Raw genomic sequence first — 11,357 nt, 5'->3', positions numbered from 1 at the left:
TAAAACACAGGACGCAAAATACGAAGTTCCTATAAACTAAATGTAACTCACAATTTTCTCTCAACATGCCTCAGCCAAAGAAGATATCATTACCAGGCCGCTAAAAGTTTTGTTTATTTGTGTTATTCTTAGTCTTAAATTTTAGTGGTTAAAAGACAAACCTTATCCTCACTAATCCGCTAATAATCAAAACATAGCATCATATTTTATTAACACGAATAAGACTGTTGATAAATTTCCGGCCGCTTTCAATCGCCAACACTTCCTTTAATCTGAATTTGAATAAAGGTAATTAATGAATATCAGTTCCTTTTTGCTATAACTAAGGATGGATTCCTGACGTTTAAGTATCTCGTATCCAATCAGCCCATCCATCGAAAGCTGGGTGTTTTGATTGATCTGGGTCATATCATTTGCGATAACTTTAGGATTCTTGAATTTTCTGCCACCTATGGTCATTTTTCGTAACAAACCAGTTTTAACCAAGGTAGGTTGATTATCCACCCCGGTCAGGGTATCAGATTTCTTCTTTCTGATTTGATTTCCAAATTCCTGATAGGCGCTCAGCGACAACAAATCAATGCCTGCCCCGCAATCAATCCCCATATTCAACTCCCTGTTGTTTACCACAGCCTTAACCACGGGGATATGAGTAGTCAATTTAAAAGGGATAACCGTATGTTTTCTCCCGGAAAATTTATGTTTCAAAGCATACTGATCCAAATATCCGGCCCGGATCAATGTCAGGACTTTTTTCTGATAATCAAAGTGTATATCGTAATTTCTAAATATCTCATAACCAATTATTCCATAAATTTCATCTTTGCAGCCTTTCTCTAAGGTGGATAAATTTGTAGCCATTAAGGTCTGGCTATCCAGTTGGATTCCGGCCCAATTAAAATTCTGATCCTTCACCAATGAGATATTCCTGATATTCGTGTTTACCCCTCGGGCTTTCAGCATGGAATTTTCTTCATTCCCATCATCCTGATCAATGTATTCAGAATTCAGAATAAGCTTTGGTGAACCACTGTCGAAAAAGAATTTTCTAACCTGACCATTTAACATGGCATCAACAATAATCAAATTCCCGGTATTTAAGGTGAACGGAATACGAATCGTATCCTCATTACTTTGGAAAATTTGATCTGCATAAGCTTCGGTCAAGGGTTTGATCTCAAAGAGAGAGATTTTCACCAGCTTATTCTGAGGTGAAAACACAAAAGTAGATTCCTTACTACCCCGATTTTTATAAGTAAATATATACTTTAGAGTTAAATATCCGGAAGAAGGTTCGGTTTGAATTTCATGATACTCGGCAACCACATCATTAATTTTTACCATAAATTGCTGCAAAACCATCTTTGCCTTATCTCCGGTTTGTTCAAAAATGGAAAAATCATCATCCAGGAAGGGTTCAAGATTTTTACTGGATTTTACGTCAATGGCATTAATTGCTTCCTGCACTATCTTTCTGCATTGGATTATATCCTGTGCCTGTATTGAAATGCCACACATAAGCAAAAGAACAATCAGATATCTTTTCATCATAGCTTAATTTAAAATTAAAAAAAAGCACTATCTAATCTTTGATCGAATATAACAATAATATCTCATCATTGTTCCAAAAACTTTACTACCTCGATCCTACAATATTCAAATTAGCTGCAGGTCCGACAGTTAGATTTAATTTGTCGATTTTACTGTTTTCAACCACGCAGTGGGTAGAATCATTTAATTCTCCACTGAGTATCCCATTTAAATTTTGAATATTAGCTAAGGCCTGATTTTGCAACCTCAACTCTATCCTTTTCCCTTTATAAAATAATACATTCAAATTAGACTCTCCACTTGCCTGTACATTTAACGACGAGATCCGATTATTGGTTGCATCCAAATCGGAATGATCGTACAAACATAAAGCCAGTGAATCTGTTTTGAAATTATTTAATTGAACGTTGACATTGCCATGGGTTTCAAGCCTGATTAGTTTGGGCAAACCAATTTTCACTGAGAGGTTATTGTTCTTAACTTTTGAATAGAGATGCAGGGCATGGTTGCTGTCGATCACAGCCGAGATTCCTTTCATTTTTGAATCACCTTCCACAAAGGTTTCAAAATTATTCTTTTGGTAAACCTGAATATCTACATCTCCGTCAACAATAATTTTGTCAAAATCCCTTAATGCAAGCTTCTCAACCTTTTCCTTCTTAATCTGGCTTGGTTTCCAATTTGCCCTTAACACGATTATGGAAATGGTTATAGAAACCAATACGACACCCAGTGCTGCCAGCAGTAATTTTATACTTGTTTTCATAATAATCAATAATTTATTTGAATCTATTTTTTAATGAATAGCTCATAAATTCCGGCTATCAAACCTTCAGAATCTATTCCTTTTCACTTACTTTTTTTGACTGTTGATATAAATTTTTCAGGTCGTCCAACGTAAAATGGAGCATATCCATTGTTTTAAAAACTAAAGGAAGCTCATTTTCAATAAAGGCTTCTTTTTTTATTTCATGGGCAATATTAAATGCCCCAGGCGAAACGAAATAACCAATCCCGCGTTTATTGTAAATTACGCCCTTCTCCTGCAGGTAAGTAAATGTACGCATAACCGTATTAGGATTTACCTCTACCATCACTGCCACTTCACGCACAGAAGGTATCCTGTCCTCCGGTTTCCAGATTTTCAGGAGTATATTGTCGATGAAATGATCGGCAATCTGCAGGTATATTGATTGTTTATCCCTAAATTCCATAACCTATCCTTCTTTTTCTTTTAATTGGAAATATGAAACCACCCAAAAGAATGGGGCCATGATAAAGCGGAAAATGAATTCCAGGAACTTTCCTTTAAAATTATAAGTTCCCATGTGCATGGAATTATTGAATATGAAAAAATTGGATATTCCATGATGAAGCTCCGAATAAAAGGCCATTTTAAACACCAGGGCAGAGAAAAAGCCTATAAACAAAATAAGTAAAAGAATACTCAATGCTGTTTTAAGCAAAGCATGACGCCTGAACATCACTGCTCCCAGTAAAAAGACAGACTGACAAACGAAATAAGTTCCTATTTCCTGAATATGTTCATAACTGAAAGGATTAAAATGAAAGACCGGGATTCCAAAAGCCGACCAGGCAATAATAGAAGTGATATAGGCAAAGAAGCTGTATAAAACCACGTTTGCAATCACATAAAAAATGGAGGTAAGCAGGAATACAGATAAAAGCTTTTCCAGGGAAGAAGCGGGCAACATTAAGTAAAAACAACGATTCCCCTTATCATTTAATTCATTAAAAGACAGACTTGTTATACTAAATCCAACGACAATAAGTTCAAGGGGAAAATAAGTTTCAATCATATTTACCATAGACCCGTGTCTATAGGCAACCATCAAAGAAATCAACATCAAAGAGCCGAAAACCACAGCGGCTAAAATCCCCAAACCCTTTGCGTTTTCTACCAATTTCCTTTTCATAAGCAGTAACAACCTGCTAAACGACAAATAACTGTTCATGATATTTTAATTAAAAATGTTTGTAAATGATTCAGCCCGGCTAATAATTCCGTTAAACAACAGCTCCAGGTCAACCCGTGTTTCCTCATGGTCGGAATTTAAAACAATAGCATTTTTACCGCTAAAAGTCATCTCAGAATATATCAATCCTGAAGGTTGATCCTCTTTTTCAAGTTGTACAAAACCCAATTTTCTGGATATTTCTTCCATAGTATGATGAAAGACTATCTTTCCCTGATCCAAAATAATAATCGGGTCTATCAGGCTTTCGAGATCGCGCACCTGATGGGTGGAAATGATGAAACAACGGTCTTCGTTCACAGAAGATGCAATAATTCTTCGAAACTGACTTTTAGAAGGAATATCCAATCCGTTGGTTGGTTCATCCATCAACAAAATTCTGGCTTGAGTAGCTAATCCAAATCCTACCAGAAATTTCTTTTTCTGACCGTAGGAAAGTGTGGTTAATTTTCTGTCAGCACTTAATCCGAATTCATTCAGATAATTGGAAAAAACTTCCTTGTCGAATTTGGGATAAAAGGGTGCATACAACTTTGTATAAGCACTGATAGTTTCGGAAGGCATTGTAAATTCTTCAGGAATGATAAAAATATCCTGTAGTATTTCCGGTTGGCGGTACCTGGAAGGTTGGCCCATCACCAGACATTCGCCCTGATAAGGATAAAGCAGCCCGGCAATTTGTTTTAATAAAGTGGTCTTGCCGGCTCCGTTTTTGCCCAATAAACCATAAATATTGCCTAAGGGCAATGTGAGGGATAAATCATCAAAAAGGACCTTGTCCTTTTTGTATCCAAATGTCAAATGTTTTATTTCAATCATAATAGTAAATTAGTGTACTATTGTATTAGTACACTGCAAATGTAAAACAATTATTTTATATCTTCCAAATTTTTTATTGTTTTTTTTAAGAAAAAACGATTAGGTTTGCTTTTAAAATTCAAGAGATGATTTCCATTGAACATAACATATCCCTAAAAGCTTATACTACCTTTGGAATAGAAGCAAAGGCAAGTCATTTTGTCAGATTTACCGAAGCAGACGAATGGTTTGAAATTGCTAAAAACACAGAATTCCAGAACCTTTCCCGGTTGATTCTGGGCGGGGGAAGCAACTTATTGTTTACCTGCGATTTCAAAGGAGTGATAATCTATCCTGACCTAAAAGGCATCACTATTGAGAGTGAAGATGGAAATTCCGTACTGATCAAAGCCATGGCGGGTGAGGTATGGGACGAATTCGTAGAATGGGCGGTGAATAAGAATTTTGGAGGTATTGAAAACCTTTCGTTAATTCCCGGGCATATTGGAGCTACTCCTGTTCAGAATATCGGAGCGTATGGAGCAGAAGCCAAGGATACCATTGAAAAAGTCGAAGGAATTGACCTGGAAACTTCCACATACAGGCAGTTGGATAAGTCATCCTGCCAGTTCGGTTATAGAAACAGCATCTTCAAACATGAACTTAAAGATAAATTTTTAGTTACAGCTGTTTACTTCAGGTTGCAGAAAAACCCGGTACCCGTGACCCATTATGGAAATGTTGAAGAAGAATTAAAAAATTATCCGGAAAAGACTATTCGTTCTGTCCGTCAGGCAATTATTGCGATCAGAAGAAAAAAACTGCCTGATCCGACCGAAATTGGAAGTGCGGGTAGCTTCTTTAAAAACCCGTTCATCCCATGCCAACAGGCAGAAGATCTAAAAAAGATCTTCCCTTCCCTCTCCTCTTTTAAAGTCAGTGATGAGCTGACAAAAGTTTCAGCTGCCTGGCTGATAGATCAGTGTGGCTGGAAAGGGAAACGAACGGGCAACGTAGGTGTACACGCCACTCAGCCGCTGGTATTGGTTAATTATGGGAATGCAACAGGAAATGAAGTACTCAATTTGGCAAAAGAAATTGAAGAATCGGTTTATAAAAAATTTCTGATTCACCTGGACAAGGAAGTGATCATCATCAAGGGTGAAGAAGATTCAAATCCTTTAGGGCATCCATTGCAGATTTAAAACGGGTTTCACCTGTTCCGCTTACCATCCGGCAAGGGTATCCTAGACTTTCAATTTCCTTTTTATAAGTTTTAAAAAGCTTTTCGCGCATTTCCCCCGGATTTTCGCGCACTGGATCAGGAACCCAGGGAATATCCGTATTGCATAAAAGGTACAGATCTGTCTTTTTTTCGGACAGGTAATGGTCTATCCATGCAGGACATTCATTATAAACCCAAAGCAGCCATATTTTGGTAATGATCAGGTCAGTATCCAGAAATAGAAAGCCGTTGGCAAGGGATTCATAATGAACGTCAAGATCCACCTGTTTTTCAGCAATATGCAATACATCCTCATAATGATACGGCCTTCCCAACTGCTCGACATAAGTTCTGGCATATTCCGGTATCCATACTGTCTTATATTCATGCGCAAGTTGTTTGGAAAGAGTGGTTTTCCCGGTAGATTCCGGACCAATAATTACTATGCGCTTAACAGTTGTTTTTGCAGTTCTTTCTTCCATGATATATATCCGATAACAGCCATTACAGTATAGGCGATGAAAAGGGCAACCGTAGGATACATCCCTTTATAAACATAAAGTACTATGGAAATGCCATCAGCAACGATCCAGACCAGCCACTGGTCAATAATCTTTCTGGCCAACATCCAGGTTGCCACAATGCTTAAGGATGTAATAAAAGAATCAGCATAAGGCATGTCCGAATTCATAAACCTTTTCAAAATAAAAGCAAAAAGGACGAACAATGACAAGGTAATGAGCGTTAGAACAACAGTCTGCGAGGGAGAACCATGTGTAATAGGAATATCACCCTTATCCTTAGAACCTTTTGTTTTCCCCCTTTTCCAGAACCACCATCCATAAATGCTTATAAAGACATAATATACCTGTAAGCCACAAAGGGCAAATAATTTAGTATTCAAATAGACGACCACATATAAGGCAGAAGAGATGATGCCAAGGGGCCAAAGCAAGATGTTCTGTTTAATGGAAAAAAACAAGTATGCCAAACTAAGTATTGCCCCTGCCCACTCAATATAATGTTCAAGCCAGCTTAATGTATCCAAAACCATTCAAATTACCTCTTCAAAAGTTTCTTCTGGTAAAGATCATCGTTTTCGAGAACTTCAACAGCTTTTTTCACAATAGGTTCATCCTGATTGAGTACCTGGTAAAATTCGCTGGATGTATAAATATCCCGGGCCACATAAGCCTTCATCAATAGCCTCAATTTAAAATCAGAAAGGCTTAATTCCTTTTCATTCAGGGGCAACTTTTCTTTTACAGCATAATCGGTAAGCTGTTTCAGCAAACTATCGGTTACCATAAATTTTTTGTCAAAATCCTTAAAATCAGGATATAGACTTTTCAGTTCCTCCCGGTGATTGTCTGTATAACCCAGCATAAACTGATTAAATATCCCTTTGGCAATCAAATCCCTGTAATAATCTGAATAACCAGTAGTATCCAGAGGTACAAAATAATCCGGCATTATGCCCCCGCCACCATAAACCACACGTTTGTTGATCATGGTATAAAATTTCTGGGATTCCGGGAAATGGATACTGTCCTCATTGGAAAGTTCGCCGTTGTTATAACGTTTAATCAGGTCGTGTGAATAATCTTCAATACCCTTGTCATAAGGTTTTTGAATAAGCCGGCCGGTAGGTGTATAATAACGGGCAATGGTAAGCCGCAGCATAGAACCATCCATAAAGGTGAAGGGACGCTGCACCAATCCTTTTCCAAAAGAACGGCGGCCAATAATCAACCCCCTGTCCCAGTCCTGAATAGCGCCTGAAACAATTTCGCTTGCCGAAGCTGATCCTTCATCAACCAGAATGATCAATTTGCCTTTTTCAAAATTCCCGGCTGCAGTGGAAAAATATTCCGTTTTTGGGCTGTGTATACCCTGAGTATATAAAATAAGCTTTTTATCGGGCAAAAATTGATCGGCCAGACTGATGGCAACATCAAGATATCCACCCCCATTTCCGCATAAATCAAGGATAAGGTTTTCAGCCTTCTGAGCTTTCAATTTTGCCAGGGATTGGGCAAATTCATTTAATGTAGTAAATGAAAAACGGTTCAATTTAATATAACCCGTGTGGCTATCAATCATGTATGTTGCATCTATGCTATAAATTGGAATTTTATCACGGGTAATGTTAAATTCTAAAATTCCCGGCACATTCCTTCTTTTGATGCCTACAACCACCTTCGTACCTTTCCGGCCGCGCAATTTAGCAAATACATCAGAGGTTTTTATTCCAACGCCGGCCACATTTTTCCCGTCAATAGTAATAATCCGGTCACCGGCCCTGATGCCTAGTTTTTCGGAAGGGCCACCGGCTATAGGTTCAACGACCAAAATGGTATCGTTCATGATATTGAATGAAACGCCTATTCCTTCAAAGTTTCCCTGAAGAGGCTCATTCATCTCCTTTACTTCTTCTTTTGAAATATAGGTTGAATGAGGATCCAGGTTTTTCATAATCTCGACAATGGCGGCTTCCGTAAGCTTATGCTCATTCGCCGTATCGACATAATAATTATTCACCCATTCAAGCGTTTTTACCAGCTTGAAAGCTTCCTCATTATACAACTGTGAAAAGCCATTCTCAACGGTCAAACACAGTGCCAACGCCACCAACGTTTTAATCAACAAACGTTTCAAATTCACCATCATAAATTATTTTTTTGGAACTTCAAATATATTAAAAGAGATGATAGGAAATGTAGAAATTGTAAATTATTTATCAAACTAAATGGATCAATTTATACTTTTACATTGATTTTTGTTTTATTTATTTATCAGATAACATTTAGTAGTCAGAATGTTATTCTATCTTTTTAGAAATCAAAATTTTCATCCTGAAAAAAAACCTCAATGAATAATCTGAAAATAATCGGCATCATGTCAGGAACCTCTCTAGATGGTTTGGATATCGCTTTATGCAAATTTAATTACTTCAATGAAAGATGGAATTACGAGCTGGTCCAGGCCGTTACATATCCTTATGAAAAGAAGTGGAAAGAGCGGTTGTCGGAAGCAGCCTCAATAGATGCCTTTCATTTCATCAAACTGCACAAAGAATACGGGAAATATGTAGGAGAAAAAATAAATCTTTTTCTAAAGTCAAATCATGAAGAGGCAAACCTTATTGCATCACACGGGCATACGATATTCCACAGGCCAGAGGAAGGATTAACCTTTCAGATTGGCGATGGAGCATATATCGCTGCAGAGACAGGAATCACGACCATCAGTGATTTCCGGAATCTGGATGTAGCCCTGGGAGGACAAGGAGCTCCATTGGTGCCAATCGGTGACGGACTTTTATTCGGCGACTATAGTTTCTGCCTGAATCTGGGTGGTTTTGCCAATATTTCCTTTCACCATGACGACCGCAGACTTGCTTTTGATATTTGCCCGGTCAATATTATCTTAAATCCCCTGGCCGGTGTTCTTGGGAAAGAATACGACCGGAATGGAGAGATTGGGCGTCAGGGAACCATTTGCCAGGAACTTCTCGACAACCTGAACAATCTTGATTATTATAAGCTGCCAGCTCCAAAATCATTGGGAAAAGAATGGATAGAATCCTGCTTTGAGCCTCTGTTGGACAAATTTGCGATAAGCATTCCGGATAAGATGAGAACCATTTATGAGCATGTCTCTACACAACTGGCCAGGGCAATGAATACAGAATTACCTGCAAAAGTCTTGGTTAGCGGAGGCGGAGCCTTCAATACTTATCTGATCGAACTGCTTCAGGGAAAAACAAAAAATGAAATAGTCATTCCGCCTAAGAATGTTGTAGAGTATAAAGAAGCATTAATATTCGCTTTTCTGGGATTGCTGAGGTGGCAGAATAAAAACAATTGTCTGGCTTCGGCAACCGGAGCCAGACATGACAATTCAGGAGGTTGTATTTATTTACAATGAATAAATAGAAAACAACGAAAGGGGGTTGTCAAAGCCTTAATTTTTTAAAATCTTCTTTCATGCGGGCAATGTCTGTAATCCACTCTTCAATATCCTGCTCGTGCTCCAGTTCCTCGTTTAAAATGGTAGTCACAATCTGATGGGTTGTGTGGTCTTTCCCGTTAGTCATATCCGCTAAACCCTTGTAACGGTTGATGGCGCACCTTTCCCCTTTTAAATTCTGATCCAGGACAACCTCCACATAAGGATCAACAGGAGCTTCATACTTACATTTACTCAATTTGGGCCAATCCGAAGGATCCAGTACAGGTATGCCGCCCAATTGAATAATCCGGGTAACAACCATTAATGCATGATTCAATTCCTGTGTGGCATGAAGTAATAATTCGGGCTCGATTTCGCTTCTCATAGGCCCTTCCATGATCCTGGCACCAATCCAATATTGATAATAAGCTTGCCATTCCTCGGAAAGAGCCTGGTTGAGCAAACCTATCAGTTCTTTCACATCCAGGTTTAGGATGCCAACCCCTTGTTTTCCCATAATAATTTTTTTTTATGATTAATCCTTATTTGATTTATATTCAATAAATTTACGAATAAAAATTCCTTTCAGGAAATGGAAAAGGTTTTTTAAGAATTTTAGAAAAAAAACAAAAAATAATTGATAATAATAGTACATATCAACAATAAATAAAACCACCTCCTCGTTTTTATCATAAATTAAAATAAAATATACGCCTATGAATAAACCTTTTACTGCTATTTATTTAATAAATGATTTTCAAAAACGAGAAGAGCTGCTGGATGCAGCCAATTTTGACGACCTGGAAGAATGCGATGAGTTCAGGAAAGTCAAATACTACCTGGAACACAAAGAGTATGATGTTCCCCAGAAGGTAATAAATAAAATCCTTGAATATGCAAAAAAATAAAGGCAGCCAGTTAGCTGCCTTTTTTTATTAGTATATTTGATGAAAAACATTTACAAACTAAAAATCATGAAAGAAGAAAAAATTTTTCCACCGAAAAATGGTTATGTGGCATTGACCATCATTTTATTAGTATTGATTTTATCTATTCTGGGTATCGCAGTCCTGGAATGGAACTGGCTGATTGCAGCCCTGATTGTAGACATATTTTGTGCAACCGGCATGATTTCCGTAAATCCGAATGAATCCAGAGTTCTAATCTTATTTGGTGATTATAGGGGGACCATCAAGGATAATGGTTTTTTCTGGGTCAATCCGCTTTATTTAAGGAAAAAAATCTCCCTTCGCGCCCGCAATTTCAACAGCGAGCCCATCAAAGTGAACGATAAGGTTGGCAACCCCATCATGATTGGCGTTGTCCTGGTATGGAAAGTAGATAACACTTACAAGGCCGCATTTGATGTAGATGATTATCAACATTTTGTTATCATACAAAGTGAAGCTGCACTTAGAAAACTGGCAGGGATATATCCCTATGATAATTTTGAGGCAGAAGATGCCAACATCACTCTCCGCGCAGGAGGCGATGCAGTAAACAAACAATTGGAAAAAGAGATTTCCGAAAGATTAAGCATAGCCGGAATTCATGTCATAGAGGCACGAATAAATTATATTGCCTATGCGGCCGAAATTGCAGCAGCCATGCTTAAGCGCCAGCAAGCCACAGCAGTTGTTGCAGCCCGCACAAAAATAGTCGAAGGCGCCGTCAGTATGGTCGAAATGGCTTTAAAGGAACTTGCCGAAAAAGGAATTGCCGAACTGACCCCGGAGAAAAAATCAGCTATGGTCAGCAATCTGATGGTGGTCCTTTGTTCAGAAGAAAGTGCCCGTCCCATGGTCAACGTCGGAACACAAAATCAATAATTC

At 38.1% G+C, this 11,357-nt stretch carries 13 protein-coding genes; 4 read left to right on the top strand and 9 right to left on the bottom strand.

Translation table 11 applies throughout. The annotated features are described in order from the left end of the window. Window positions 1–267: 267 nt before the first annotated feature. The 5 genes from Q8907_07265 to Q8907_07245 all read right to left on the bottom strand — a co-directional run bounded on the left by Q8907_07265 (window position 268) and on the right by Q8907_07245 (window position 4,367). Window positions 268–1,551, bottom strand: coding sequence for a retropepsin-like aspartic protease (locus Q8907_07265; protein MDP4274060.1), 1,284 nt, complete (start codon window positions 1,549–1,551; stop codon window positions 268–270). Window positions 1,552–1,636: 85 nt separating this feature from the next. Beyond that, window positions 1,637–2,317, bottom strand: coding sequence for a DUF2807 domain-containing protein (locus Q8907_07260; GenBank protein MDP4274059.1), 681 nt, complete (start codon window positions 2,315–2,317; stop codon window positions 1,637–1,639). 73 nt (window positions 2,318–2,390) lie between these two features. After that, window positions 2,391–2,765, bottom strand: coding sequence for a GntR family transcriptional regulator (locus tag Q8907_07255; protein ID MDP4274058.1), 375 nt, complete (start codon window positions 2,763–2,765; stop codon window positions 2,391–2,393). 3 nt (window positions 2,766–2,768) lie between these two features. Beyond that, on the bottom strand, window positions 2,769–3,527 hold the full coding sequence (locus tag Q8907_07250; protein ID MDP4274057.1) for a hypothetical protein: 759 nt from the start codon (window positions 3,525–3,527) through the stop codon (window positions 2,769–2,771). A gap of 6 nt (window positions 3,528–3,533) precedes the next feature. Continuing rightward, on the bottom strand, window positions 3,534–4,367 hold the full coding sequence (locus Q8907_07245; protein MDP4274056.1) for an ABC transporter ATP-binding protein: 834 nt from the start codon (window positions 4,365–4,367) through the stop codon (window positions 3,534–3,536). Between the two features lie 125 nt (window positions 4,368–4,492). Between Q8907_07245 and murB the strand changes: the two genes are divergently transcribed. Beyond that, window positions 4,493–5,551, top strand: coding sequence for a UDP-N-acetylmuramate dehydrogenase (gene murB, locus Q8907_07240; protein ID MDP4274055.1), 1,059 nt, complete (start codon window positions 4,493–4,495; stop codon window positions 5,549–5,551). On the opposite strand, the gene Q8907_07235 is transcribed toward murB, so the two are convergent. From Q8907_07235 to Q8907_07225, 3 genes are read right to left on the bottom strand one after another with little or no spacing between them, the layout of a single operon-like run. Beyond that, a complete protein-coding gene (locus Q8907_07235; protein ID MDP4274054.1) occupies window positions 5,502–6,053 on the bottom strand; it encodes an ATP-binding protein in 552 nt (183 codons plus the stop codon). The two genes, murB and Q8907_07235, sit on opposite strands and share 50 nt — an antisense overlap. Then, the gene (gene pnuC, locus Q8907_07230; GenBank protein MDP4274053.1) at window positions 6,014–6,625 is read right to left on the bottom strand and encodes a nicotinamide riboside transporter PnuC; all 612 of its coding nucleotides are present in this window, start codon (window positions 6,623–6,625) and stop codon (window positions 6,014–6,016) included. Before pnuC ends, Q8907_07235 begins: the two co-directional genes overlap by 40 nt. Window positions 6,626–6,630: 5 nt before the next feature. Beyond that, on the bottom strand, window positions 6,631–8,241 hold the full coding sequence (locus Q8907_07225; GenBank protein MDP4274052.1) for a S41 family peptidase: 1,611 nt from the start codon (window positions 8,239–8,241) through the stop codon (window positions 6,631–6,633). Between the two features lie 201 nt (window positions 8,242–8,442). On the opposite strand from Q8907_07225, the gene Q8907_07220 reads away from it, so the two are divergent. Further along, window positions 8,443–9,501: an anhydro-N-acetylmuramic acid kinase gene (locus Q8907_07220; protein ID MDP4274051.1), complete on the top strand. Its 1,059-nt coding sequence runs from the start codon at window positions 8,443–8,445 to the stop codon at window positions 9,499–9,501. A gap of 28 nt (window positions 9,502–9,529) precedes the next feature. Here Q8907_07220 and Q8907_07215 read toward each other — a convergent pair whose 3' ends face one another. Further along, window positions 9,530–10,042, bottom strand: a complete 513-nt coding sequence (locus tag Q8907_07215) for a ferritin-like domain-containing protein (protein MDP4274050.1) — start codon at window positions 10,040–10,042, stop codon at window positions 9,530–9,532. 199 nt (window positions 10,043–10,241) lie between these two features. On the opposite strand from Q8907_07215, the gene Q8907_07210 reads away from it, so the two are divergent. Together Q8907_07210 and Q8907_07205 are read left to right on the top strand one after the other, a co-directional pair. After that, entirely contained in the window at window positions 10,242–10,433 is a 192-nt protein-coding gene (locus Q8907_07210; protein ID MDP4274049.1) for a hypothetical protein, read from the top strand. Between the two features lie 66 nt (window positions 10,434–10,499). Next, the gene (locus Q8907_07205; protein ID MDP4274048.1) at window positions 10,500–11,354 is read left to right on the top strand and encodes an SPFH domain-containing protein; all 855 of its coding nucleotides are present in this window, start codon (window positions 10,500–10,502) and stop codon (window positions 11,352–11,354) included. Window positions 11,355–11,357 lie beyond the last annotated feature (3 nt).

The sequence above is a fragment of the Bacteroidota bacterium genome, from assembly GCA_030706565.1.
GTDB lineage: Bacteria > Bacteroidota > Bacteroidia > Bacteroidales > JAUZOH01 > JAUZOH01.
The sequence above is the reverse complement of the archived record's forward strand: the minus strand, read 5'-3'. Positions and strand labels throughout refer to the sequence as shown.

What these genes read in the sequence shown, in the direction of transcription:
- Q8907_07265 (MDP4274060.1), bottom strand. Translation starts at nt 1,551, where the DNA reads ATGATGAAAAGATATCTGATTGTTCTTTTGCTTATGTGTGGCATTTCA.
- Q8907_07260 (MDP4274059.1), bottom strand. Translation starts at nt 2,317, where the DNA reads ATGAAAACAAGTATAAAATTACTGCTGGCAGCACTGGGTGTCGTATTG.
- Q8907_07255 (MDP4274058.1), bottom strand. Translation starts at nt 2,765, where the DNA reads ATGGAATTTAGGGATAAACAATCAATATACCTGCAGATTGCCGATCAT.
- Q8907_07250 (MDP4274057.1), bottom strand. Translation starts at nt 3,527, where the DNA reads ATGAACAGTTATTTGTCGTTTAGCAGGTTGTTACTGCTTATGAAAAGG.
- Q8907_07245 (MDP4274056.1), bottom strand. Translation starts at nt 4,367, where the DNA reads ATGATTGAAATAAAACATTTGACATTTGGATACAAAAAGGACAAGGTC.
- murB (MDP4274055.1), top strand. Translation starts at nt 4,493, where the DNA reads ATGATTTCCATTGAACATAACATATCCCTAAAAGCTTATACTACCTTT.
- Q8907_07235 (MDP4274054.1), bottom strand. Translation starts at nt 6,053, where the DNA reads ATGGAAGAAAGAACTGCAAAAACAACTGTTAAGCGCATAGTAATTATT.
- pnuC (MDP4274053.1), bottom strand. Translation starts at nt 6,625, where the DNA reads ATGGTTTTGGATACATTAAGCTGGCTTGAACATTATATTGAGTGGGCA.
- Q8907_07225 (MDP4274052.1), bottom strand. Translation starts at nt 8,241, where the DNA reads ATGATGGTGAATTTGAAACGTTTGTTGATTAAAACGTTGGTGGCGTTG.
- Q8907_07220 (MDP4274051.1), top strand. Translation starts at nt 8,443, where the DNA reads ATGAATAATCTGAAAATAATCGGCATCATGTCAGGAACCTCTCTAGAT.
- Q8907_07215 (MDP4274050.1), bottom strand. Translation starts at nt 10,042, where the DNA reads ATGGGAAAACAAGGGGTTGGCATCCTAAACCTGGATGTGAAAGAACTG.
- Q8907_07210 (MDP4274049.1), top strand. Translation starts at nt 10,242, where the DNA reads ATGAATAAACCTTTTACTGCTATTTATTTAATAAATGATTTTCAAAAA.
- Q8907_07205 (MDP4274048.1), top strand. Translation starts at nt 10,500, where the DNA reads ATGAAAGAAGAAAAAATTTTTCCACCGAAAAATGGTTATGTGGCATTG.